23 protein-coding genes are annotated in these 24977 nt (G+C 54.5%); 16 read left to right on the top strand and 7 right to left on the bottom strand.

Going from position 1 to position 24977, the window contains the following annotated elements:
• Positions 1-109: 109 nt before the first annotated feature.
• A complete protein-coding gene (locus AC222A_RS01440) occupies positions 110-1171 on the top strand; it encodes an ArsR/SmtB family transcription factor (RefSeq protein WP_486774569.1) in 1062 nt (353 codons plus the stop codon).
• 88 nt (positions 1172-1259) lie between these two features.
• On the opposite strand, the gene AC222A_RS01435 is transcribed toward AC222A_RS01440, so the two are convergent.
• The 3 genes from AC222A_RS01435 to AC222A_RS01425 all read right to left on the bottom strand — a co-directional run bounded on the left by AC222A_RS01435 (position 1260) and on the right by AC222A_RS01425 (position 4529).
• The gene (locus AC222A_RS01435; RefSeq protein WP_486774568.1) at positions 1260-3272 is read right to left on the bottom strand and encodes a TonB-dependent receptor plug domain-containing protein; all 2013 of its coding nucleotides are present in this window, start codon (positions 3270-3272) and stop codon (positions 1260-1262) included.
• Between the two features lie 493 nt (positions 3273-3765).
• Positions 3766-4122, bottom strand: a complete 357-nt coding sequence (locus AC222A_RS01430) for a nuclear transport factor 2 family protein (RefSeq protein WP_372750449.1) — start codon at positions 4120-4122, stop codon at positions 3766-3768.
• 182 nt (positions 4123-4304) lie between these two features.
• Positions 4305-4529, bottom strand: a complete 225-nt coding sequence (locus AC222A_RS01425) for a YrhK family protein (protein WP_372750450.1) — start codon at positions 4527-4529, stop codon at positions 4305-4307.
• Positions 4530-4913: 384 nt separating this feature from the next.
• On the opposite strand from AC222A_RS01425, the gene AC222A_RS01420 reads away from it, so the two are divergent.
• From AC222A_RS01420 to AC222A_RS01395, 6 genes are all read left to right on the top strand, one after another.
• Entirely contained in the window at positions 4914-5468 is a 555-nt protein-coding gene (locus tag AC222A_RS01420; protein ID WP_372750451.1) for a (2Fe-2S)-binding protein, read from the top strand.
• A gap of 1 nt (position 5469) precedes the next feature.
• Positions 5470-7755, top strand: coding sequence for a xanthine dehydrogenase family protein molybdopterin-binding subunit (locus AC222A_RS01415; RefSeq protein ID WP_486774567.1), 2286 nt, complete (start codon positions 5470-5472; stop codon positions 7753-7755).
• Between the two features lie 99 nt (positions 7756-7854).
• Positions 7855-8211 carry a rhodanese-like domain-containing protein gene (locus AC222A_RS01410; RefSeq protein ID WP_372810581.1) on the top strand — a complete coding sequence of 119 codons (357 nt, stop codon included), beginning with the start codon at positions 7855-7857 and terminating at the stop codon, positions 8209-8211.
• A 91-nt stretch (positions 8212-8302) separates the two neighbouring features.
• Positions 8303-8986 (top strand): esterase/lipase family protein, encoded by a 684-nt coding sequence (locus tag AC222A_RS01405; RefSeq protein ID WP_372749343.1) that lies wholly within the window; start codon positions 8303-8305, stop codon positions 8984-8986.
• Between the two features lie 112 nt (positions 8987-9098).
• Complete coding sequence (locus AC222A_RS01400; RefSeq protein ID WP_372810587.1) at positions 9099-9545, top strand: MOSC domain-containing protein; 447 nt, start codon at positions 9099-9101, stop codon at positions 9543-9545.
• 68 nt (positions 9546-9613) lie between these two features.
• Entirely contained in the window at positions 9614-10393 is a 780-nt protein-coding gene (locus AC222A_RS01395; RefSeq protein WP_486774566.1) for a hypothetical protein, read from the top strand.
• On the opposite strand, the gene AC222A_RS01390 is transcribed toward AC222A_RS01395, so the two are convergent.
• Positions 10390-11193, bottom strand: a complete 804-nt coding sequence (locus AC222A_RS01390; protein WP_372749340.1) for an enoyl-CoA hydratase/isomerase family protein — start codon at positions 11191-11193, stop codon at positions 10390-10392. The genes AC222A_RS01395 and AC222A_RS01390 overlap by 4 nt on opposite strands.
• 111 nt (positions 11194-11304) lie before the next feature.
• Here AC222A_RS01390 and AC222A_RS01385 point away from each other — a divergent pair, with 111 nt between their 5' ends.
• The 4 genes from AC222A_RS01385 (at position 11305) to AC222A_RS01370 (ending at position 17583) form a co-directional block, all read left to right on the top strand.
• A complete protein-coding gene (locus tag AC222A_RS01385; protein ID WP_486774565.1) occupies positions 11305-13497 on the top strand; it encodes a tetratricopeptide repeat protein in 2193 nt (730 codons plus the stop codon).
• A 147-nt stretch (positions 13498-13644) separates the two neighbouring features.
• A complete protein-coding gene (locus AC222A_RS01380) occupies positions 13645-14823 on the top strand; it encodes an acyl-CoA dehydrogenase family protein (protein ID WP_372798545.1) in 1179 nt (392 codons plus the stop codon).
• Between the two features lie 9 nt (positions 14824-14832).
• Positions 14833-15963: an acyl-CoA dehydrogenase family protein gene (locus AC222A_RS01375; protein WP_486774564.1), complete on the top strand. Its 1131-nt coding sequence runs from the start codon at positions 14833-14835 to the stop codon at positions 15961-15963.
• 66 nt (positions 15964-16029) lie between these two features.
• Positions 16030-17583 (top strand): long-chain-fatty-acid--CoA ligase, encoded by a 1554-nt coding sequence (locus tag AC222A_RS01370; protein WP_486774563.1) that lies wholly within the window; start codon positions 16030-16032, stop codon positions 17581-17583.
• A 9-nt stretch (positions 17584-17592) separates the two neighbouring features.
• On the opposite strand, the gene AC222A_RS01365 is transcribed toward AC222A_RS01370, so the two are convergent.
• Both AC222A_RS01365 and AC222A_RS01360 read right to left on the bottom strand, forming a co-directional pair.
• Positions 17593-17793 carry a hypothetical protein gene (locus tag AC222A_RS01365; protein ID WP_486774562.1) on the bottom strand — a complete coding sequence of 67 codons (201 nt, stop codon included), beginning with the start codon at positions 17791-17793 and terminating at the stop codon, positions 17593-17595.
• A gap of 16 nt (positions 17794-17809) precedes the next feature.
• Positions 17810-18748, bottom strand: coding sequence for a LysR family transcriptional regulator (locus AC222A_RS01360; protein WP_372758135.1), 939 nt, complete (start codon positions 18746-18748; stop codon positions 17810-17812).
• Between the two features lie 113 nt (positions 18749-18861).
• Here AC222A_RS01360 and AC222A_RS01355 point away from each other — a divergent pair, with 113 nt between their 5' ends.
• The gene (locus AC222A_RS01355) at positions 18862-19152 is read left to right on the top strand and encodes a hypothetical protein (RefSeq protein ID WP_372749985.1); all 291 of its coding nucleotides are present in this window, start codon (positions 18862-18864) and stop codon (positions 19150-19152) included.
• 165 nt (positions 19153-19317) lie between these two features.
• Positions 19318-20052 carry a class I SAM-dependent methyltransferase gene (locus AC222A_RS01350; protein WP_372749986.1) on the top strand — a complete coding sequence of 245 codons (735 nt, stop codon included), beginning with the start codon at positions 19318-19320 and terminating at the stop codon, positions 20050-20052.
• Here the strand turns inward: AC222A_RS01350 and AC222A_RS01345 are convergent.
• Positions 20024-21049 carry an AraC family transcriptional regulator gene (locus AC222A_RS01345; RefSeq protein ID WP_372749987.1) on the bottom strand — a complete coding sequence of 342 codons (1026 nt, stop codon included), beginning with the start codon at positions 21047-21049 and terminating at the stop codon, positions 20024-20026. The two genes, AC222A_RS01350 and AC222A_RS01345, sit on opposite strands and share 29 nt — an antisense overlap.
• A gap of 210 nt (positions 21050-21259) precedes the next feature.
• On the opposite strand from AC222A_RS01345, the gene AC222A_RS01340 reads away from it, so the two are divergent.
• The 3 genes from AC222A_RS01340 (at position 21260) to AC222A_RS01330 (ending at position 24977) form a co-directional block, all read left to right on the top strand.
• Positions 21260-22033 carry an SDR family NAD(P)-dependent oxidoreductase gene (locus AC222A_RS01340; protein WP_372748559.1) on the top strand — a complete coding sequence of 258 codons (774 nt, stop codon included), beginning with the start codon at positions 21260-21262 and terminating at the stop codon, positions 22031-22033.
• A gap of 197 nt (positions 22034-22230) precedes the next feature.
• Entirely contained in the window at positions 22231-22710 is a 480-nt protein-coding gene (locus tag AC222A_RS01335; RefSeq protein WP_372748558.1) for a (2Fe-2S)-binding protein, read from the top strand.
• Positions 22707-24977, top strand: coding sequence for a xanthine dehydrogenase family protein molybdopterin-binding subunit (locus AC222A_RS01330; RefSeq protein WP_372748557.1), 2271 nt, complete (start codon positions 22707-22709; stop codon positions 24975-24977). Before AC222A_RS01335 ends, AC222A_RS01330 begins: the two co-directional genes overlap by 4 nt.

Genomic DNA, 24977 nt, shown 5'->3' with positions numbered 1-24977 from the left:
CTTAGGCTTCCTTGGCTTTTCCGTTTATATTGGTGGCTATGAATTTCTCCAATGCCTTGTTTTCTTTCTTTATTTCCCACGCGCGACGCTGTTTACGGAGGTTGCGGTTATGACTATCAAGGACGGCGCTAGGGTTACTGACTTGCCCAGTCGCGTAGTGCAGGAAGCTGCGGGCAGTTCCAACGCCTCACGAGGTGGCGCCAGGGAGCATTCGCAGCAAATCCCCTCACCGCCGATTTTGGCGCTGCTCAAAGCGAGTGCTGACCCGCTGCGTATGCATATTCTCAAAGTGTTGGAGTTTGAGTCGTTTGGGGTACTCGAACTTAGTCAGATTCTCGACTGCAAGCAGTCTGGCATGAGTCACCACCTCAAGGCGTTAGCCGGGGCAGGGCTGGTTACTGCGCGCAGAGAGGCCAATTGGATCTATTACCAGCGCGCCAACGATCCGCTGATGGACGGCTTGTCTAAACTGCAGGAAGCGATTCTCGACACGATGGATCACCTGGCACTCGATGCTGAATTAGAGCAGCGTATCGACGATGTATTGCGCGCACGTACCAAAAATGGCGAAGAGCTGTTTGAAATCAACACCGATGAGTTTCGGGAAATACATGGCCAGATTTCACCGTATTCTGTCTACGGAAAAGGGGCTGCGGACATGCTGGAATTCTGTCTCGACGAACGCGGTGGTTCCGTATTGGAGGTTGGTTGTGGTGAGGGGGCCTTTCTGGCTGAACTTTCATCGCGATTCGATAGCGTATATGCCCTGGATTTGTCGCCGGCGATGGTTGAGAGGGCAAGTGTCTTTGTTGAAAAAATGAACGTAGACAATGTGGAGGTGTTGGTAGGCGACACCAAGAATGCCTGGTTGCGTGATCGGCAATTTGATGTCGTTGTAATGAATATGGTTCTGCATCATGTGTCCGCACCTGCCATGCAAATTCGGGAAGTGGCTGAACTGCTGCGCCCTGGCGGCCGTTTCTTTCTCTGCGATCTGTGTAGTCATAACCAGCGCTCAGCGCGTGAAAATTGCGGCGATGTCTGGCTGGGCTTTGACGAGGATGTGATCAGCGATTGGGGCGAACGGGCCGGGCTCGCGGTGGGCTATCGCAATATTCTGAGTCAGCGTAACGGTTTGAGAGTGCAGCTTAGGGAGTTTATTAAGCAGTAAGCTTGGTCAATGCAATACGCCTTGATATTACTGAGCTGATTGAGGCTGATCTGTGTTTGCAAATCAGCTGATCGCTTGGTCAGCGATTTTAGAATTTGATTGATACTTTGAGGTAGACGCTACGCTCGTTTTCCACTCGCGGCGTACCAACCACTCGGTCAACGTACTCCTCATGTGATTTGTCCAGAAGGTTTTGCCCTACCAGCGAAACGGTCGTTTGATGGCTGAACTGCTTGCTTAGTACAAGATCAAGCTCGGTATAGTCATCAATATCCAAACGCTCCACCCGATCGGCGTATCGCAAGGCGGCGGATATTTCTATGTGATGTGGCAAATCCCAGAGAGAACGAAGGGTGGCTCGATGCAGGGGGCTTTCGCCTTCGGCGTTGCGCACGCTCGGGTCAGCGCTTTGCTGTGGATCGATATGAATCTGTAGATGGGAATAGCTGAGCTCGCTACGCCATGTGGGTGACCAGATGGTCGATATCAACAGTTCGCCACCCCAGCTGCGTGCATCGGCACCGTTGCTGGCCAAGAGCGGCACGGTAAAGGGAGGTGGCGGGTTAGCTGACGGTTCCGGTGTGCCGGGTTCCAGTGTTCTCAGCCCCTGATACTCGTTGTAAAAGAGTGCGAGGTCTATGGTGAGGTAATCATTGAAATACTGTCGCCACCCCAGTTCATTGCTAACCAATTCTTCCGACTCGAAAGATTCGTCGCCACGTATTTCTAGCTGAACATTAGGGCTGAGCAGGTCAAAGCCGATAATTGCGTCGTGCTCGGTACGGCTCGGAGTGCGTTGTGCTTTGGAAATCGCAAACCACAGGCTGCTGGTATTGCTCGGTGACCAGAGGGCGCGAATATTGGGTTGCAATTCTTTGCCGGTGAAATCGTTTTTTTCGATCTTTGCACCGCTCAGTAATCTGAGTGTTTCTGTAGCTTGATATTCATACTGAATAAATCCGCTGCGTACGTCATAGGAGCGTTCGTTTGGGACAAAACGAATGTACTGTTGCCGGAATTCGTCGTTGGTGTAGCGGTAGCTCGCCCCCCAGAGTAGACGCTGGCTTGCGGTTGGTCGAAAGTCGTGTTGGAAGTCCAGCTCGTAGCTGTCGATGGTGAAATCGAAAAACAGATCTTCTCGCTCGCTTCTATCTGCAGCCAATCGAATGGCGATATCAGATTGGGCGTTTATCTTCCTCTCCCATTGACTCAGAAAGTTGACCCCCGAGTAGCTTAATTCTTTTCGGACTCGACTGGTCAGAGAGGGGGAGGAAGAATCTGGCAGTTGCAGTTCTTCGTTCTGCTTTCCTTCGTAAAGGTTAATCTGAACACTTGTTGTGCCGTTCTGCTGTGTTCCAGCATCCCAACGGATGCCAGCCTGTGAGCCGGTCCAGTGGTCGAAATTTTTTGAGCCGTCGGGTCTGATCGCATCGTCGCGTTCGAATGATTTAAGGTAAACGCGGCCGTATTGATTGTCTGCTAACTCTGTACCGTAGCGAAGGTTGGTACTCCACTTTTCTTCATTGCCGGCAGACGCTTCGGCGAGTGTGCCGGTGGTGTCCCTGCTGTGGCTTGTAACAATGTTAATGACGCCGTTAAACGCATTGCCTCCCCAGAATGCCGTGCCGGGGCCTCGTACAACTTCGATGCGATCAATGTCCGGAATCAGGGTATCCACAGTGTCCCAAAACATGCCCACTTTAGCGGGGGAAAACACGCTTCGACCATCGATTAAAATCAGCAGGCGATTGGTAAACAGTCCGCCGTTAAAGCCGCGAATACCAATGCCCCATTTGCCTGTCCCAAAGCGAGTGACTTCAACGCCGGGTACCAGCCTAAGAAGCTCTGGTATGGTAGTGGCGCCCGAACGGCGAATGGTTTCGTTGGTCAGTACATAGACGGCTGCGGGCGATTCTTTGAGGGTTTCGCCTTTACGCGCCGACAAGCTCACATTGACTTCAAGTAGCTGCTCAAGGGAAAGCTCAGCGAGCTTGCGAAGGTCGTGTTCGGCGAATGCAATGGATGGGAATAACCCAAAGGTACCCAAAAGGCATGCAGAGCCTAGTGCAGTCAGCGCCTTGGGTTTGTGATAATTAGGCATTTCGCTCCATGAAACTGGTTTTTCTCGCAAAAATGCTTCTGCACTCTCATTTTTAATAAAGTCTAGTTCAGGAACCTGACTTCGGCGAGAAATCACCTTGCAAGGTAGCAAGTATGTTCATTGCAAGGTTGTGGTTTGGAGGCGGTAATTCCCGGTAGGCGATTAAAATACCTATTTTTTCAGTTACTTGTGTCTGTTTGTTGAGGTGCCACGTCGATTGGTAATCTCTTTTAAGAAAGCGGCGGCGACTGTTTTGAACCGGGCCGCAAGCTTAATTCTCAGGCGCAAAACATTGTGTCGTTATTATCGGGTTTTCATTGATCGATGTTGTAAATAGAAAACCCAGTGGCACGATGATCTGTTGCTGAAAGAAGCGCCTTGGATTGTGCAGATAAACGAGGTGACCCGAATGATGATGCTGGAATGCGACTGAGTGGGCTAATGTGGCGGCGTGTGATAATACGCCGCCCGATAAGAGACTAGCTCGTTGTTGTCAGGATTTCATGTTCTCAGGCCCCCAGAAAGCCCGCATCGAGATCACTTTGCCCTGCGCATCGAACTTGAACACATCAATCACATCGATGGTCATACCCGGCGCGCTTACCTGAAAGGGGAAGGCCACTTCGTCGCCCGCGCAGCGGGGTTCGCCAGATAAGGTAAGTTTTATACCGCTGCCCAGACTGGGCTCATAGAATTTGACTATCGCCTCTATGCCGCGATGTATGTCGCTGCCAACAGGGTCTTCGACAGTTGCATCGGTGGCATACAATTCTCTGATAATGCTCAGATCGCCCGTTGCAAATGCTTCTACGTAACGTTGCACAGCGGTGATTTTGTCCTGGTATTCCATGGTGTTGTCCCTTGAGTTTTGAGCCCAGTATAGGCCCAGAATCACTTAGCAAGAATGACGAATACGGCCAGGCTCAATTCCGCTGCGGTCAATCGATCTTTTTTCTGAGGCCAGATTTAACCGGTCTGGATAAGCCTTCCGAGTCTTTCACTCTGTTGACACAAACCATGGCAGTTGACGAGCTAGATACCCTCTGGCTCCCAAAGGTCTACCAGCAACCTTCCCGTAGAGCCAATCAGCATCAGAAATGATCCGCTGATAAACAGCCAGACCGCGAAGGTTTTGTAGGGTTCAAATTGGGGAAGAAACAGTATGCTGCCCACGAAGAATGTAATATTTCCCAGTAACCCCAATGACAGATGTATCCAGCTGTAATCATTGACGATTGTGCGAATGACATTACTCATCACTTAGCCCCCTCCTGTCTGAAAAACCGCTAGAAGTAACAAATTTCAAGCGCGTTTGTTAAGTTTGCATCTTGTGAATTTTGGGGGCGACGGAGAGGTGTGAGCACTGGGGGGCGGTCTTGCTGTTATTCAGTCTTTCAGTCTTGCTCTGGGCGGCGGGGCCGCTAAAGCCGAAAAAAGTTTGTCAATATTACCCCGTTAATCGCGGCTAAATAGCATCGGTTCGATGCCCTTATTCGTACAATGGCTTTGCGGTCTTTGCTGTGATCACGTGCGCTGGCGAATTCTATAGTCCGCAGGCAATCTGCCGGGCAGTTGCTACACTGTTGAGCAATAAAAAGTAAGTGAGCAAACCTCCGATCAATCTTGTAGGGGAGATGACAAATGACGACCTTCACGCTTAATGGCAAAGAAATGTCGACCGATGCGCCACCCGATACACCGTTGCTGTGGGTAATTCGCGACGAGTTCAACCTCAAGGGCACCAAATTTGGTTGTGGCATTGCCATGTGTGGCGCCTGCACCGTGCACTTGAATGGCAACCCGGTGCGTTCCTGCTCCATGCCACTAAGCGCGGTCAGTGGCGGTGAGGTGCGCACAATCGAAGGCTTGGAGAGCCGGCATCCCCTGCAGCAGGCGTGGGTCGAGCAACAGGTGCCGCAGTGTGGCTACTGTCAATCGGGGCAGATTATGCAGGCGGCGGCTCTGCTGGCGAGAAAAGCCAACCCATCAGACAAGGATATTGTACAGCACATGTCTGGCAATCTTTGCCGATGCATGTCTTACGTGCGTATAAAAGCAGCAATTAAACAGGTTGCCAGCCAGAGCAACAGCACCGTGGAGGTATATGACCCCAAGCGCAAGGCTGTGCTCAATATGGACGACCTGCTCAATCCCGCCCAGAGTACTGAGCGACGCGCGGTAAGGGAGGAGAGCTGATATGACACGGTTAAACAAAGGGGAAGATATTCAGCACAGCCGCCGGCAGTTTCTGGTCGGTTCCGTCGGTGCCGGCTTGGTCATGGCTTTTGCTCCGGCCTTTACTCAATACGGCTCTTTGCTGGCCTCAGAAAAAATTGAAAAGAAGCTGTTTAACCCGACCATCTGGTTTGAGATCAACCAAAGTGGCGACATTCTTGTGAATGTGACCCGGGCCGAAATGGGACAGCATGTCGGTACCGCGCTGGCGCGGATTGTAGCGGATGAGCTGGGAGCCGACTGGAATCGAGTAAGCATTAAACACGTGGATACCGATCCCAAATGGGGCTACATGGTAACCGGTGGCTCGTGGTCGGTGTTTCAATCCTTTATGCCAATGTCGCAGGCCGGTGCGGCGGGGCGGGAGGCCCTCATTGAAGCGGGAGCAGCTTTGATCGGCGTTAAACCTGCAGCGTGCACTACGCAAAACAGTCAAGTGGTGTGCGGCAATCAGTCCATTGATTTCGCTGAAGTGGTCAAGCGCGGCAAGATTGATAAAACCTACTCTGCTGAACAGTTGGAAAAATTCAGCCCGAAAAAGGCATCAAAACGGAGCCTTATTGCCAAACCCGGTAGCGCGCTCGATGTGCCGCCTAAATCTAACGGAGAGGCGCGCTACGGTATCGATGTTGAACTGGATGGTATGGTTTACGCGCGGCCACTGGTGCCGCCTACTCGCTATGGCTCCGAGGTAAAAGCGGTAAACGATAGCGCCGCAAAAGAGGTCAGGGGCTACCTGGGCTACGAAATACTGACGGACCCCAGCGGGTTATTACAGGGCTGGGTGACGGTGCTAGCCGACACCTACTACGGTGCAATCAAGGCGGCGGACAAGTTAAAGGTAGACTACCGCAAAGGCGATACCGCGAAGGTCACTGAGGAAGATTTGATTGCCGAGGGTGAAAAGCTGGCCGCAGATAAATCCGCCGGCGCCTTGTTTGTGGAGCACGGCAACATTGAATCGACTGCCAGTCAAGCCAACAAGTCGATTGAAGGGGTGTACCGTACGTCTTCTGCGCTGCATTTTGCGCTGGAGCCCGTCAATGCCACCGTGGAATTTCGTGATGGTGTTTGTCATGTGTACACCGGTAACCAGTGGCAGTCGCTTTTTATGCCCGTGGTGGCCAAGTCCGTCGGTCTGAGTGAAGACAAGGTGATCATTCACCAGCATTATCTGGGCGGTGGTTTTGGCCGGCGCCTGGCTGGGGACTACATGTTGCCCGCAGCGTTGACCGCAAAGGCTGTCAACAAGCCGGTAAAGCTCGTGTTTACCCGCGAGGATGATTCCCGCTTTGATTGTATCCGCTCGCCCTCGGTGCAGCACTTTTGGGCTTATTGGGACGACAAGAACAAGTTGCAGGGTATTGAACACGCCGCAGCGGCGGGGTGGCCGACAAAAACCATGGCACCGGGTTTTCTTATCGATGCGGTTGACGGCAAGGGCAAAATCGATACGTTTTCTATCAGCGGTGCCGATCACTGGTACAGCCTGAAGAATCACCGTGTTCGCGCGATCAATAATCCCTTGGCGCAGGACACCTTTGTGCCGGGCTGGTTGCGTGCAGTAGGGCCCGGCTGGATTGGCTGGGGTGTGGAATCTTTTATGGATGAAGTGGCCCATACGCAAGGCGTTGACCCGGTGGAGTTTCGCCTGAGCCTGCTGGATGGCAAAGGCAAGAATGCCGGCAAAGCGCCAGAGGCGGTGGGTGGTGCAAAGCGTCTGGCCCATGTATTAAGGGAAGCAAAAGCGCGGTCGGGTTGGGGCCGTAAGTTGCCGAAGCACGAGGGGTTAGGTGTAGCTGTCGCCGCCGGACAGGAACGAACCATGCCAACCTGGAGTGCCTGCGTGGCGCACGTAAAAGTCGATCCGGCTAGCGGCAAGGTCACTGTACTCAAGCTCACTACGGTGATGGATTGCGGCACGGTTGTGCATCCTGACGGGGCCTTGGCGCAAACCGAAGGGGCTATGCTGTGGGGCCTGAGTCTGGCACTGCACGAAGGTACTCGAATCAAGGACGGTCAGGTTGCCGACAACAACCTCAATACTTATACACCATTGCGGATGAACGACGTGCCAGAGCTGGATATCCGTTTTGTAGACAATGCGGAGTTTCCGGTTGGTCTTGGCGAGCCAGGGCTTATTGCTGTAGCGCCGTCCATCGGCAATGCAATCTTTAACGCCGTAGGTGCACGGGTGAGAAACCTGCCCATTACCGCCGATGCTGTAAAAGCTGCTATGACGGGCTAGAACCTTGGTGCCGGTTCTTAGCAGAGTCGGTGCCTGCGCAAGGTGCAGGATTTGCTACACTTCAGGCTGGGCTGGGTTATTCATTGTCAGGTGTCAATTATGAACACGCTATTCGGGTCAGTCAGGTTTGCATTGCTTAGCCTGGTCTTGTTGGCGTCGACTCTCTGGACAGGCGCGCTGGCGGACGAAGGCTCAGCAGGGCCTGTATGGATCGATGTAAGAAGTGTTGAAGAATATCAAGAGAGCCATATCAGCGGCGACACGCGGATTACCCACACCGATATCGTGCCGGAAGTCATGACACTGTTTCCTGATAAAGATACGCCGATCTACCTCTATTGCCGCAGCGGCCGGCGAGCGGGGATTGCCAAGCAGGCACTCGAGGAGGCGGGTTATGTAAATGTTATTAACGCCGGTGGTATTGATGACGCCAGGCAGGCGCGCGACTTGAAGTAATAACCGAGTGTTGACGGTGAGGTTACAGCGCGCGTCAGCGCGCAATTCAATATCACTAGCGCTGCTGCTTTCATGGAGTTTGCTGTCGTGCTTGAACGCTTCCGCGGCGGTGCGCAGTACACCGGGCGACACGCGCCAGGTGGCGCTGTTACACGGTCTTGCCCGCACCGAACAATCGATGGCGGTGTTAGCCGAACGGCTGCGCAGCGAGGGGTTTAGTGTCTGCAACGTGTCCTACCCATCCCGAGACTACCCCATTGTCACATTAGCCCGTGATTATGTGCTGCCGGCGTTGCGGGATTGTTTTCCAGACCCTGCTAAGCCCATACACTTTGTCACTCATTCGCTCGGCGGTATTGTTGCGCGTCAACTGGCAACAATTGACGCCACAATTAACTTTGGCCGCGTGGTCATGCTGTCGCCGCCGAACAAGGGCAGTGAAGTGGTGGACGTCTTGGGAGACTGGTGGCTGTTCGGTGTGATCAATGGGCCGGCGGGGCGGCAACTTGGAACCTCACCAGAGTCGGTACCTAACTCCTTGGGGCCGGCGCCCTTTGAGTTGGGTGTTATCACTGGCAGTCGAACCATAAATTTCATTTTATCCACGCTGATTGAAGGGCGGGACGATGGCAAGGTCTCCATCGAAAGCGCCAAGCTCGCCGGGATGTCGGATTTTATGGTGATGCCGGTAACCCACCCGTTTATCATGCGAGACGACGCGGTGGGTGAGCAGGCGCTACATTTTCTTCACCACGGTGAATTTGCACGCGAGTGATTGGGGGGCTGACTATGGCCAATCTGCTCGTGTGAAATCGAGGAATCCCTGATTGGATGTTTCAACTGCGTTGGGTCAGTTGCTCAATACGCTGCCGCAAGTCGGCACAGTAATGTGGATTGGAGCGCGGCCGGCCCGTGATGAGCCAATGATTGTGGTTGAATCAGCGCAGCTTGTCGCTGGCAGGGGCTTGGTCGGAGATCGCTTTAAAGGGCGCCCCGGCAGTGCCCGTCAGGTCACATTGATCCAGCATGAGCATTTGGCGGTGCTGGCGGCCTGTCTGCACCGAGATTCGATTGATCCAATGCTGCTACGGCGAAATATTAGCGTTGGCGGTATCAATCTGCTGGCACTGAAAGGCAAGCGCTTTCGGGTAGGTGAAACCCTGTTGGAATACAGTGGTCTGGCGCACCCGTGCAGCAAAATGGAAACGTTACTTGGAGCGGGTGGCTATAATGCCATGCGGGGTCACGGCGGCATAACCGCGCGGGTTATAGACGGTGGGGTCATCCATCGCGGGGATGCGGTTGTTTATCTCAGCCAAGATGAGCACCGGTAACCCCAGCTAGCTTAATTGCTGTATCAGTGTAGGATGAAACAACTGACTTTACTGACTGATTAAGACTTATGGCTGAGCAGATCATAAAGATTTCCGACGATTTTCTGAATATCCGTGGTGACTTCAAGATAGGCGGTATACTGAATATCGGTACTCAAGCGTCGCTGGTACGACGCAGCAATGGTGCCTATGTATTACTGGATTCATATGCTTTGAGTGGGGCGATCAAGGCTGAAGTCGATGCACTGACCGAGCACGGTGAAAAGCTGGAAGCCATCATCAATCTGCATCCTTTCCATACGGTGCATGTGGAAGCGGCGCACGCGATGTATCCGAATGCCATGCTATACGGTACGCAGCGTCATCACGACAAATTTCCGGAATTGCCCTGGCAACCAGCGCTGACCGAATCGGCGGAGTTTGCCAATGCCTATGCGGCGGATTTTGAGTTTTCCGTACCGGCGGGTGTCGATTTCATTTCCAATAATGAGAACCTGCATTTTTCTTCGGTGCTGGCCTACCACAAGGCGTCCAGAACGCTGCACGTAGACGACACGCTGATGTACATTCCGTTGCCAGGTATTGTCGGCAAAGTACGCAAACCCAAGGTGAGTTTTCACTTAACCTTGGCAAAAACCCTGGAGAAACGCGCAGGAGCCTGTGCGGATTTCCGTCGTTGGGCCACGCAACTGGCTGAGCAATGGCATGACGCACAACATCTGTGTGCGGCTCACTCGGCAACGTTACTTGATGGTGGCGCGACACCGGGTAGCATTGCAAAACAGGTTCTGGAAGCGCTGTCGCGAGCAGAAAAAACCTTGCGCCGGCACGAGAAAAAATACGGCTAACCTTCCGGCCAGTCGCTGTTAACCTGCGATTGCCAGCGCGGCGCGCGGCGTTCGGCGAACGCACGGCCGCCCTCAATCGCATCGGCTTTGCCCATGGTGTGTTGCAGCCATTGACTCTCTTTGGCATCCATCGCGTCAAGTGACATGCCCAGACCGTCCCATAGCAGGCGCTTGGACATGGCGGCGATTAGTGGTGAACTTTGCGACGCAATTTCGTCGGCAAAACTCAAGGCCGCCGGCAATACCTGTGCAGCGGGCAGAATTTCTCGTGCCAGACCTTTCTCGGCCAACTCGTCACTGGTGAGCGTTCGTCCCAATACAAGCATTTCCATCGCGGCTTCAACGCCTATCAGGCGTGGCAGCAGCCAGTGGGAACAACCGTCGGCCAGGACTCCGCGTCTGGATTGGATTAACCCGTATTTGCTATCGGTCGCTGCGAATCGAAAGTCGCACTGTAATGCCAGGCTGAAACCCAGCCCGATCGCGTGGCCATTCATGGCGGCGATCACTGGTTTGCGTACCTTCCAAGCGGGCAATACAGGACTGGAACTGAAATTGGCACTGTCGTGTGTATCAAAGGTATCGGCACCGCCACTCATGTCTGCACCAGCGCAAAATGCTCGGCCGTTGCCGGTTACCACTACCGCACGAATGCTGTCGTCACGGTCGCACTCCCGGTACCGTTCGCTCCAGAGTTCTCCCATGTCGCCGGTAAAGGCATTGAGGGCCTCTGGCCGATTTAGGGTGATCAGTGCCACATGGCCGTAGCGTTCGAACAATAATGGGGCAGCGCCGGTCATGACATGTCTCGCAGCTGTTTTAGATTCAGTATTTTGCTAAGGTTGGCAGCATTTGCAGCCGGTTACCATGACATTTCTGACAGCCCGGTTGCCCTGTAATTGAGGTGGTCTGTGGCGGTTGGTCGGTTAAGGTATGGTTGGCGTGGTCTGGTTGCGCTGGGTCTCCAGTTACTGCTTTGCCACGCGCCCGCATTGGCCAAGAGTGAGTGTGCCGGTTGCCATGCAGAGCAGGTTGCGCAATGGCAGCAATCGCACCATGCCAAGGCGATGCTCCCGGCAACGAAAGAAAATGTGGCTGCGCAGTTTGATGGCAGCGCGACTCGCTACAACGGCCGCGATTTTCGATTTGTGGCAACGGCGGCCGGCTATCAGGTTCAGATTAGCATCGGTGAGAGCGCAGAAATCTACCCGGTTGATTACACCTTCGGCGTTTACCCGCTTCAGCAGTATCTGGCCCGCTTACCACAGGGGCGCTATCAGGCGTTGCCGGTAGCTTGGGACACACGGCCGAAAGAAGAGGGTGGTCAGCGCTGGTTTGCGCTGGAATCGGATCTCGACTGGGATCACCCGGGTTTTACCTGGAATACTTCTTGCGCTGAATGCCATTCCACTCGGCTTGAAAAAAACTTCGATGCTCAGACCAGAATTTTCAATACCCGGTTCGATGAGATTAATGTCAGCTGTGAAGCCTGCCACGGCGACAGTTCGGGGCATTTGCAGTGGCTGGAGAGCGGGCAGCCAAATACAGGCGGTGCTGGCTTTGCGGCCAGCCTGGGTGAACGGGGACAGTGGCAGTGGCTTGAAGACAGCCCCATTGCCCGTCGCGATTCCCCTCCCACCGGCGCGCAGCTGTCCAGTTGCGCGCAATGTCACAGTCGTCGTCAGTCGGTTGGAAAATGGCATCCGCAGTCGCCTGTGTTTGACCACGCGATGCCAACGTTGATTACGCCGCCGCATTATTTCGCCGATGGTCAGATTCGCGACGAGGTCTTTGTGCTCGGCTCGTTTTTGCAAAGCCGCATGCACGCGGCGGGTGTTGTGTGCAGTAATTGCCATGAGCCGCACACAGCGGCTTTGCGTGCCGACGGTGATGGTGTGTGTACGCAATGCCACAAGGCAGAGGAATTTGCAGCGCGTAAACACCATCAGCATCAGCCTGAATCGGTGAATTGTGTCGACTGCCATATGCCGGCTACAACCTATATGGGAGTGGACCCGAGGCGAGATCATCGCTTTGGGGTGCCCGATCCTGAATTCAGTGCAGCGCTTGGCAGCCCTGACCCCTGTCGCACCTGTCACGCGAAAGCCGGTGCCGAGTTTCTGAGCCAGCGTTTGCCAGGCTTGCCCGGCGCTTCTGCCATGCAGGCGCGTCACTTTGCGCGGGCGCTGACCAAAACGATGTCGCCGGGAGATTTACACCGAATCGACAGCGGCTATTTTCCGCCTATCCGAGAGGCGAGTCTGCTGTCACGTCTTTCACCTGCGGCTGAATCCGAACGCGAAGTGTTACTCGGCAAGCTGGCGCACGATTCGCCATTGGTGCGGGCGGCGGCAGTTCGCCAACTATTTCCTCTCGCGCCAGCCGAGCGTTGGCGTCTGCTTCAGCCAATGCTGTCGGAAACCAATCGTGCGGTCAGGATGGAGCTGGCACCGGTGTTGGCGGGTGCGGTGCCCGACAAAGTTGACGCGCAAACCCGAAAGTTGCTGAGCAGGCTCTTCAAGGAGTATGAAACTCTGATGCTGGCAAACCTGGATAGCCCACAAATGGCAAGCAATTTCGCCAATTACCGAGCGGCACAGGGCAAAGATGCAGAAACCCTTGCGCTGTACCGGCGCGCCATTGAGCTGGATTCGGAGTTCCTTTATCCCTATCTGCAGATTGCGGCTCTGCGACGCGATCACGCCGATGAACGTGAATGGCTGGAGCGTGCCCGTGCCGTGGATCCGCAATCGGGCGAGGCGGCTTATCAGCTGGGCCTTTACCATATTCGGCAAAAAGACTATGGGTCGGCACTCAGGGAATTGGCGCAGGCCGCAGACATGGCGCCACGGCGCAGTGATTTTACGTACACCTACGCCGTTGCGCTTGAAAATGCGGGAGAGCTGGATAAAGCCATTGCGATACTCCGCAGGCTCGAATCTGTCGGTGATGCTTCTGATCGCAGCCGCGACCTTCTCCTGCGCTACTTGCTCAAGGCTGGGCGGGAGGCTGACGCGCAAGCACTGCTGCAGACGTGGCTGGCTGCCGAGCCCGCCAATACAACCGCTCAAACCTGGGCGCGGTGGCTGCACAATCGCCCATAAGCCGTTGAAAGCAGAGCGAGATTAACTTTTGGCGTCATCGATCAAAAACCTGTAACAAACTGTCAACCGGATGTCATTCCCGGTCATTGTCCCCCTGAGTGGCTAGCGAGATGCTTGCAGGTAATGGGCCAAATGGCAGGGGGACATATGCACGCCAAATTTACAGAGGAAGAGCGCGCTTTTCAGCAAAGCGTTCGCGAATTTATGCAGCGTGAATACACGCCTGAACTGGCGGCTAAAATCCGCCACCCGGAATCGTTCAAGGCCGGTATGATCGAGTGGCAGAAAAAACTCGACGCCAAGGGCTGGGCTGCTAACGGTTGGCCGGTAGAACATGGCGGGTGTGATTGGAGCGCGACCCAGAAAAGTATATACGTGAACGAAATGGCTTTTGCCGGTGCGCCCGATGTTGTACCGATGGGCATCAAAATGGTGGGGCCTGTGCTCTACAGTTTTGGTTCCGATGAGCAAAAGAAGCGTTTTCTGCCACCGACAAAATCCAGCGACATCTGGTGGTGCCAAGGATACTCCGAGCCTGGCGCCGGTTCTGATCTGGCGGCACTGCAAACGCGCGCGGTGCGCGACGGGGACGATTATATCGTCAGCGGCACCAAAATCTGGACCACCTATGCCCAGCATGCGGACTGGATTTTCTGTCTGGTGCGTACCAGCAGCGAAGGAAAGCCCCAGGAAGGCATCAGCTTCCTGCTAATCGATATGACATCCCCGGGCATTTCCGTGTCTCCCATTATCTCCATCGACGATGAGCATCATCTAAACGAAGTGAGCTTTACGGATGTACGCGTGCCGGTGGAAAACCGAATCGGTGAGGAAAACAAGGGCTGGACCTATGCTAAGGCCCTTCTCACCTATGAACGCACGGCTCTGTCAGGGGTTGGCTATTGCAAACGAACCCTCAAGCGCATCCGGGAACTGGCGGCCCAGGAAAGTCACGGTGGTCGTCCATTGTTGGCCGATCCCGATTTTCAGGCCCAGCTGGCCGATGTGGAAATGGAGGTTACCTCTCTGGAATATCTGGAGCTACGCGTTTTGAATGCGGTAGACAAAGGGGGGGCTCCCGGCATGGAATCCTCATTGCTGAAACTCAAGGGTTCCGATTGCCAACAGGCGGTACAAACCCTGTTCTGGAACGTGGCCGCAGCCTATGGTGGTGTGTTGCCAGATGAGGATCACGGCATTCATAGCGGCCACGAATTTGGCAACGTGGCACGTCGCGAATACATGTTTGGCCGTGCCACCACCATCTACGGCGGTAGCAATGAAGTGCAGCGCAATATTATTGCGAAATTTGGATTAGGGCTGTAGGAGGTCATCATGGATTTTTCTCTCACTGAAGAGCAGCAACTACTCAAAGACAGCGTGGAGAAATTTGTCGCTAGCCAATATAGCCCGCAGCAGCGCGAACAGTTGTTGCATGCGTCAGCGGCGTTCAGTACGGATCACTGGAAAACTTTTGCCGAACTTGGCTGGCTGACGATTCCATTCAGTGAGGAGCTGGGTGGCTATGGCGGTGGGATTGTCGAGTCTGCGATCGTCATGGAGGCCTTTGGACAGGCGTTGGTACTGGAGCCTTTTGTGGATACCGTATTGTTGTGCGGGCAGCTGCTCGCACGTAGCGGAAATGTTGCATTGTGCGAACGGTACCTCACACCGCTGATGGGTGGCGAGTTGCAGGGTGCGGTTGCGTGGCAGGAAAGAACGACCCGTTGCAACCTGAACCACTGCCAGACCAGCGCCTCGCGCAGTGGCGACGGGTATGTGCTCAGCGGCGAAAAAGTGCTGGTGAGTAATGCCGATGCCAATGTATTGATTGTATCAGCACGTACCGACGGTGATGCAGATGCATCTCAGGGTATCAGTCTGTTTGCCGTGCCGATGGACACCAGCGGTGTTAGCACACAGCGCTTGAAACTGATGGATGGGCGTGAAGCACTCAACGTACAACTCGACAATTGTGAGTTGCCGGCGGATGCCTGCCTGAAAGAAGACGCGTTCCCATTACTGCAATCGGTGGTCGATGAGGCCGTGGTGGCTTTGTGTGCCGAAGCCGTTGGCGCGATGGACTACCTGTATAAAGCGAGTGTTGAATACAGCAAAACGCGCAAGCAGTTTGGTCAACCCATTGGCAAGTTTCAGGCGCTGCAGCACCGCATGGTAGATATGTTTATGCATACTGAGCAGTGTCGTTCCATGTTGGTGAGCGCTTTGTGCGCGGTATCTGACAACAGTGACGATAAGGCCCAGGCAATCGCCGCGCTTAAAGCGATGGTGGGAAAATACGGTCGTCGTGTTGCGGAGGAGGCCGTTCAGTTGCACGGTGGGATGGGGGTGACACATGAGATGAATATTGGTCATTATCTCAAGCGGTTGATGATGATTGACGTGACCTTTGGTGACGCATCGATTCACCGGCGTCGCTACTGTACCTTGCGCTATGCGGCCTGATTAAATTCGCCTGCATTGGCAAGTTAGCTGGCAGCCTAATAATTAAAACACTGCGAGGAAGCGAGTATGTCGCTATTTTACAGCTTGACCGATCACCTGGATTTTCATGCCAGTACGCGGGGTGAACTACTGTTGGCCAGCGACGACCGCCAGTCGCTCACCTTTGCCCAGGCCAAACAACGGGTTGACCGCATTGCGGGCGCCCTCGAAGCGTCTGGCATCGAAGCCGGCGATCGGGTGGGTATTCTGGCCAAGAATTCGGTCGATAACCTGTGCACCTTCCTTGCTTGTGCCCGCCTTGGCGCTGTCGCGGTAGGATTAAACTATCGGCTTACCCAGCCCGAAGTGGAATTCATCGCCAGCGATGCGGAAATCAAACACCTGTTCTTTGATGCAGAGTTCGACCCATTGCGGGGAGATTATCTGCGTGCCCAGCCCTGCGTGTGCTACGACAGTGGCAGCCAGGCCCCAGAATTTGTCAGCTGGATAGAGCAGGGCGAGCCGATATGTGAATCGCGAGCCGGCGGCGATGACGTGCTGTTCCAGATGTACACCAGTGGCACGACGGGTTTACCCAAAGGCGTTTTGATTACGCACCGCAATGTGTTGCTGGTGACCTATCAGTCGCCCATGACGACTGGCAAAGGACACCGCGTCGGCGAGAAAGGGCTGGTTGTAGCCCCGCTGTTTCATGCCGTGGGGCTGGTTGGCGCGCTGATGGGGGTGATTTACGGTGGCACAATGCTGATCCATCGTGACTACGATCCGGTGGGTATGATCGAAACTCTCGAGCAGGAGAAGATCAATACCACGGCGGTGATCCCGGTGATGCTGCAGTTTTCGATTATTTGCGTACCTGATATCGCCGAGCGAGATTTTTCCAGCCTCCATACGATCAATTACGGTGCTTCGCCGATCGCGGAAGACCTGCTGCGACAGTGCATGGATATATTCCAGTGTGATTTTATTCAGGGCTATGGGCAAACCGAAGCAACACTGGCGCTAACTTTCTTGACTGCGGATGATCATCGCGCCGCGTTAGCTGATAAACCGCATTTGCTGCGCTCCTGCGGACGTGCAGTATTCGGCACAGAAATCCGGGTGGTAGATGAGCAGGGTAATCCGCTACCGCCGGGCGAAATTGGCGAGATTGTGGCACGTGGTCCGCAATTGATGAAAGGCTATTGGAAGCGCGACGATGCCACTGCGAAAACCATTGTCGATGGCTGGCTGCATACCGGCGACGCGGGCCGGATGGATGAGGAAGGGTATGTCTATATTCAGGATCGGGTAAAAGACATGATCATTTCCGGCGGGGAGAATATTTACCCGGCAGAGCTTGAAAATATCTTGATGGGGCATCCGCAGATTCAGGACGCAGCGGTGATTGGTGTTGCGGACGAGAAGTGGGGCGAAGTGCCTTTTGCTGTGTTGGTGAGCGGTGGGGCTGCTGAGCTGACGCCAGATGAACTGGTGGCGTTTTGCAGAGGTAAACTCGCGGGTTATAAAATTCCGCGACAACTGGCTTATGTTGAGGCGTTGCCGCGCAACCCAACCGGAAAAATCCTGAAGAAAGATTTGCGGGAACTGTTTCGCGAGAAAATGTCGGCCAGCGCCTGATCGCACTGCTTAGAAAAAACGCCGAATTAACGTGGCGCCAAGGATAATCCACAGAGCAATACAGATGATCAGGCTGAGTGGGCCAAGAGGCTTTTCGGTATCACTTTTGTTACGGCGGCTGATATTGGCAGAGCCACAGGCAGGGCAACGACCCTGCCTGAAATTGTGGCCCTGATAGCTGCAATCCTGGCAGCAGTAAGTGGTGGGCATGACGGATTCCTGTTTGTTATTTTTCTGAGACGAACTCACCGTAAACGTCAATGCCGTCCAAGTCTTTGGCAGAGACCTTTCCTTCCAGCATGGGAATTCGAGGTGCAATCGCCTCTAGCATGAAATCCCGAAATATACGGATGCGCGCGGTGGTGCGCAAATCAATATGTGACAGCACCCAAAACCCCATGGGTTGATCAACATACTCACAGGGGATTTTTGTTAACAGCGGGTCGAGCTCACCCAGTCCAGTAGGCAGCTGGGCAATGCCGTGGCCGTGGCGAGTCAGCTCATAAGCTACATTCAGTGAGTTAACGCGATAACGCACAGGCAGCTCCGGAAAGCTTTCTTCTTTCCATTGCGGGTGAGGGCGTCTCTGATCTAGCAACCAGAGTATAGCGCCCACATCTTTACTGCCTTTGGCAATACGCTCCGCAAGTTCATGAGTGGCATAGACCCCATAGGCAAAATCAGCAATTTTCTTGCCCAGCACATTCGGTGGTGGATCATTGGTTACGCGAAAGGCAATGTCGGCTTCATGCACTGACAGATTGAAAGGGTCTTCAGAGGCAATGAGTTCGATAGCTATGTCGGGATATTTTTCGCAGAAGGCTTTTATTCCCGGCTGTAAAACTCGTTGGATCGTGAGATCTACCGCAGTCACTTTGAGGATGCCGCTGAGTTCCTGGCTGTCGGCCAGTACCTGGCGCTGGATGTTGCTGACTTCTTCGGCGATGGATTCGGCGGACTTCAACACTGATTCACCCACCGGGGTAATCAGCCAGCCTGCGGTGGACCGGTCAAACAGGCGCACATTCAATTGTTTTTCCAGTGCGGTGATACGACGCGACACAGTCGTGTGATTAACATCCAGTGAACGCGCGGCCGCAGTGACCGATCCTTCTTTTACTACCGCGAGGCAGTATTGTATGTCGTTCCAATCCAGGTTCTGCATGTCTGCACACCAATTCTGCCAAAACGGCTATTCTCGTGTATGTGTGCACATAGTAACGTGTTCCCCGTGGCAGACACAAGCGCCACTCACACTAAGCACTTGAGGACAGGGACATGAACACATTACTCAAACTGACAGCGACCATCACGACCTCTATTCTGTTGTCCGCACCTGCCATGGCCGGCACAGGTGTTTCTGAAATGGCCAGCATATGTAAGGCCGGCGCGTTGAGCGAATTCGCCAAGGAAGAGCCAACACGTGTGAAGTTTAAAGGCGTGTCAGGCCCGCGGTCAGCGAAACAGGTTCGCCTTCAGATCTTCCCGCAAGCCGGTGGTACTTTTGACGCAACCTGTGAGCTAAACACCAAAACCGGAGAGATTCTCGCCCTGACGCGCCAGAGTTGAACCGAACCATCCAGGAGCTCCCTTACGGAGCTTGGGCAATAGCCCACTCGCAAAGGCTCTCTTCGGAGGGCCTTTTTTGTGCCGGTGAATAGGTGCTATAAGCACAGTGGATAGCGGTGGCGGCCGTTCCTGAGTAGGCTCTATGTGAGCTCTAGGAGGTATCGCATGAAAGACCGTTTCTCCCTCGCGTCAGACAAGTATCAGCAATATCGGCCGGTATACCCAGCGGCGCTATTTACCAAGTTGGCCAGTTTGGCGCCCGGTGCAGACCTGCTGTGGGATTGTGGTTGTGGTACCGGGCAGGCATCGGTGCTGGCGGCCGAGCATTTTCGTCAAGTGATTGCCACCGATCTCAGCCTGCCGCAAGTGGCTCAGGCTCGCCCTTGCGCGAATGTCCAGTATCTGGCCGGCAGAGCGGAAGCAGCGCCGCTGCACTCGGCCAGCTGTGATGTGGTTCTGGTTGCCCAGGCGCTACACTGGTTCAACTTCGATCCCTTTTTTTCGGAGATTGAACGAGTGTTAAAGCCTGGCGGGCTGTTTGTCGCGCTCACCTATAACCTGTTGTCGATTGCGCCGGATATCGATGAGCTGATCCGGGACTTCTACTCAGAGGCGGTAGGGAAATTCTGGGACACAGAGCGTCGCCACGTTGAAAATGCCTATGTGGATATCCCCATTCCGTGGCAGGGGCCAGTGCTAGATGATTTTGCGATGCGTGCCCGTTGGACGCCGCAACACTTGTTAGGTTACTTGCGTACCTGGTCGGCGGTTAAGAATTGTCAGCGTGTTGAAGGCTATGACCCGGTTGCGTTGATCGAGGGCGATGTTATGCGCTTGTGGCCTGAAGGGGAGCGCGACGTGCGTTGGCCGCTCACGGTGATTGTACGCTATCGGCCTTGAATTGGGCGGCTTCCTGGCGTCGGTAGTGGTTGGGCGGCACGCCGGTCCAGTTTCGAAATGAGCGAATAAAGGCGCTGGGCTCGGAAAAGCCCAGCTGATAAGAAATTTCCTGCACGCTGGCGTCGCTTTGCTGCAACAAGTCAATGGCCATATCGCGCAGCAATTCATTGCGAATCTGTCGAAAATCGCAGCCTTCATCGCGCAGTCGGCGGCGCAGGGTTTGCGGTGTCAGCCCCAACGATTCCGAGATCTGCTCGTAGCTTGGGCTGTTAGGCAGGGATTTGCGGATATATCGGCGAATCTGGTCGGTATAGTTCTTCTGGTGGCTGGGCATAAACAACAGGTTGTAGGGCATCTGACGCACCAGTGCTTCGAGATCGTCGTGGGATTTTACAACCGGCAAATCCAGTAACCGCGATTCAAACACCAATTCGCTCTGCGCTTGTTCAAAACGCATCGGGCTGAAAAATAGAAAGTGGTATTCGTCGCGATGGGGTGGCGCAGGATAATGGCATCCCACATAGCTAAGGGGGATGGGGGTGCCCACCAGCCAGCTCATAAAGCGGTGGGTGAGCATCAGGTGCTGCTCCACCACCCAGGGACTAACCGTGCAGCCGGCCTCGGGTTGTATTTGATAATGCGCGTTGCGGCCCGCTTCCTTGAAGTGTGGTTGATAGCCGGTTTCGAGGATGTCGATAAACTGAATATTGCGAGCTATGGCAGAACGAAGGTCTTTTGCCTCCGACACAAACTGGGCCAATAAGCGGTAGGTGCCCAGCTTGAGCTTGCCCGGATAGTGGCCGCAGGCTTCATCACCACTAACTTTCATAGCCGAGCGGCTGAGCTGGGCAAACTGGGCGGGCGATATTCGCGCTTTGTCCTGCTGAATAATATCAGGCGCAAGACCAGCCCGACGAAACAGTTCCGCACGCTGATGCTCCGGGCAATGTGACAGCATTGATCGGACAAAACAGATGGAGATGGTACGGCTGTTCACAGTGGGCAGCGCTCCGAGCCTGATGATTTCACTAAAGTACAGCATCGCCACTTGTAAGAAAATGTCAATATGATGTCAGGGTCTATCATTGTTTGTTTTTGCTGTCAGAGCGACGCTAAGGCCGCAATTTAGAGGCGGCGCCGTGCGCTCGACGGGCGGCTGACCAAGCCTCACTCTATTGTCAAAACTAACTGATTTCAGGAGATATTTATGGATATTCAAGGCAAGGTGGCAATTGTTACCGGGGGCGCATCTGGGCTAGGCGAGGCAACCGTTCGGGCCTATGTGGCGAAAGGGGCCAAGGTGGCAATCTTCGATCTGAATGAAGACCGCGGCCAGTCCATTATTGCTGAATTGGGGAGCGAAAACGTCAGTTTCTACAAGGTCAATGTATCGGATGAGGACTCTGTGCAGGCCGCGATAGACGGTGTAATGAGCACCTATGGCGCGCTTCATATATGTAACAACTACGCCGGTATCGGCAATGCCATCAAAACCCTCAGTAAAAAAGGAGCTTTTCCGCTGGATGCCTACAAGCAGGTGATTGATGTGAATCTGGTGGGTACCTTCAATGTGGCGCGCCTAGCAGCCGAACAGATGGCAAAAAATGACCCATACGATGATGCCAATGCGCGCGGCGTGATTATCAATACCGCCTCGGTGGCAGCCTACGAGGGCCAGATAGGGCAGGTGGCTTACAGTGCTTCCAAGGGCGGTGTGGTGGGTATGACCGTACCGATGGCGCGTGATTTGGCGTCCTACGGCATTCGGGTAAATACCATTGTGCCGGGGCTGATTCACACGCCATTGTTTGAAATGTTGCCGGAAGAAGCTTATAAATCGCTGGAGGCGGCGGTGGTCAATCCCAAGCGACTGGGGCGCCCTGAGGAGATCGCCCATCTGTCGGTCATGATCGCCGAAAATGAATATATGAATGCCGAATGCATCCGTCTTGACGGCGGTATCCGAATGCAGCCTCGCTAACGCAACTAGTTGTTTAAAAATAAAAAAACCGGCGCTAATCAGTGCCGGTTTTTTTTCATCTAACGAGCAGATTTTTCCGTAGAGTGAGATGTGTTTACTGGCAACATGCTATGTGAACCGCTAGCATATGGCGCAGTTTTAATGTGGCTAACCGGGGCGCAGCACCGGGTCATAGTGAAAGCAGGTGTGGAGTGGGCATGGCCGAACAAAAGAAAACGATCGCCTTGACGGTGAATGGGCGGGCCGAGCAGCCGGTCGTCGAACCCGATAAGCCCCTTTTGTGGGTGTTGCGTGACGAGCTGGACCTTACTGGCTCCAAATACGGTTGTGGCAGGGCGCTGTGTGGTGCCTGTACCGTGCATGTAGATGGCCAGCCTACGCGCGCCTGCGTCACCCCGGTAGAGGCCGTCGCCGGAAAATCCGTGACCACCATTGAAGCGCTTGACGAAACCGCTCTGGGTGTCCGCGTGCAGCGTGCCTGGAAAAGCCTGAATGTACCGCAGTGTGGTTACTGTCAATCGGGGCAGATTATGGCAGTGGTGGCCTTGCTCAAGGCGATACCCCGGCCGAGCGATCAGGATATCGACGAGGCCTTGTCCGGGAATATCTGCCGTTGCGGAATGTATCCGCGTATTCGCAAGGCAGTGCACGAACTGGCGGCGGGAGGGTTCGCATGAAACAGAGCAGACTGCCGCGACGCGATTTTCTTCGAGCGACAGCGATAGCTGGTGGTGGCTTGCTGGTAGCCTGCAAATGGGATTCTGGGAGCAGCCGGTCGCGTGATTCGGGCAACAATCCGGGGCGCGGTGGTGGTTCGGAACGCGAACCCGAGCCTCAGCCGGACCCCAATGCTGAGCGTTGGACACCAAACGCCTTTATTCGTATCAGCGCCGACAACTTTGTCACGATCATTGTCGGTGCAGCCGAGATCGGACAGGGCACGATGACGGCCGTCCCGATGATAGTTGCTGAAGAACTGGATGCAGACTGGACTCGGGTGAGTTGGGAGCAATCGCCAGCCTCCGCTATTACCTACGGCAATCCCTTTTGGCAGGCTGAAGGTGGCTTGGGGGACCTGGATCAGGCTGGTTTGCAGATCACTGCGGCCAGCACCACGGTACGCGGTTACTACGATTCGCAGCGGCGCGCAGGCGCGGCCGTTCGGGCGATGCTGATGGAGGCCGCTGCGGATCAACTGAATGTGCCTGTCAGTAGTCTGCGCACCGAAGACAGCTTTGTTATTCACGACGCCTCGGGGCGGCGTTTGAGTTACGGCGAACTGGCGGCAGCAGCTGCCGACAAAACACCGCCGTCGTCTCCCGTGCTGAAAGATCCTGCGTCTTTCAAAATCATCGGCCAATCCAAGGAGCGTCTTGACGCAAAGCAGAAGTCAGACGGTTCTCTGGATTACGGATTCGATTTCAAAATTCCCGGCATGGTTACCGTGATGGTGATGCGCTCGCCTGTGTTTGGTGCGCCGTTGCTTGATTGGGACGATAGCGCTGCTTACAGCGTTAGTGGCTTTATCGGCAGCCACCGGGTGCCGTCAGGTATCGCTGTGGTCGCCGAAAATTTCTGGGCGGCAGAGCAGGCGCGCAAGGTTATTACAGCCAATTGGCTGACCAGTGCCGGCGAAACCCTGTCGACCGATGACCTGGTTGCTGAGTTTGACAACCGCAATAGCCTGCCCGGCTTACCCGTGCGCAATGATCAGTTGGGAGAACTCGGGCACTTGGGCGCAGCCCAGACACTGGAAGCGGATTTTCACTTTCCCTACCTGACGCATGCGCCGATGGAACCGCTGAATGTGACCATTGATTATCGGGGCGATAGTTGTGAAATCTGGTGTGGTAGCCAATGGCCCGATATGGATCAATTGGTTGCTGCAACCATACTTGGTTTGACGCCAGATCGAGTGCAGTTTAACAACCTGCTGTCCGGTGGTGGTTTTGGGCGCCGCGCTTGCCTCAACTTTGACTATATCCAGGAAGCGGCCCATGTTGCAAAAGCCGTAAACAGGCCGCTGAAAGTGGTTTGGACCAGGGAAGATGATATTCGTGGTGGTTATTATCGTCCTTACACAGCCTGCAAGCTGAAGGCGTCACTGGACGCGCAGGGGAATGTGCAGGCCTGGTCGCACCGGGTAGCGAGCCAGACCTTGTTGATAAGCCCTCTGGTAGAGGCGGTAACTGGTCTGGTGACCGAGGAGGTTCAGACCAGTCAGGGGGCGACGGAAATGCCCTACGACATTCCAAATGTCTATGTCGATACCCATGCGGTGCTTAACCGGGTGCCAGTGTTGTGGGTGCGCTCGGTCGCAAACGCAACCAATGTGTACGCTGTGGAAACATTTTTTGACCATGCGATGCGTGCTGCCGGCAAGGACCCGCTAGCGCAGCGCCGCAGCATGTTGCAGAGCAAGCCACGCCATTTGGCGGTGCTCAATGCCGTTGCAGACATGGCGGGCTGGGAGAGTGCTCCTGCCGCGAATGTTCACCGCGGCATTGCCGTCTTTGCTTCTTATGCCAGTGTGATAGCGCAGGTTGTTGAGGTAGAGGTTGTCACCGAGGCGCAGCGCGACCGGGTAACCTTGAAACGTATTTTCAGTGCCGTGGATTGTGGCACGGCGGTCAATCCGGATCTTGTGGAAGCGCAGATTGAATCCGGTATTGTGTTCGCGCTTTCTACAGCTCTGTTTGGTGAAATAACGCTTGATAATGGTGAAGTGAAACAGAGTAACTTTCACGATTATCAGGTTTTGCGCATGTACCAGACACCGCAAATAGAAACTCGTATTCTGCCGTCAACTGAGCACCCCGGTGGTGTCGGAGAGTTGGGTGTGCCCTGTGTGGCGCCGGCTCTGGCCAATGCGATTTCCAGCGCCACCGGAGAGCTTTATCCGGTGTTACCTCTGTCGCGCCATGCGCGGTTGGCATTTGATTAA

The sequence above is a fragment of the Litorivivens sp. genome, from assembly GCF_057445395.1.
Note: the sequence above shows the minus strand (reverse complement) of the source record. Positions and strands in the feature narration are given on the sequence as shown.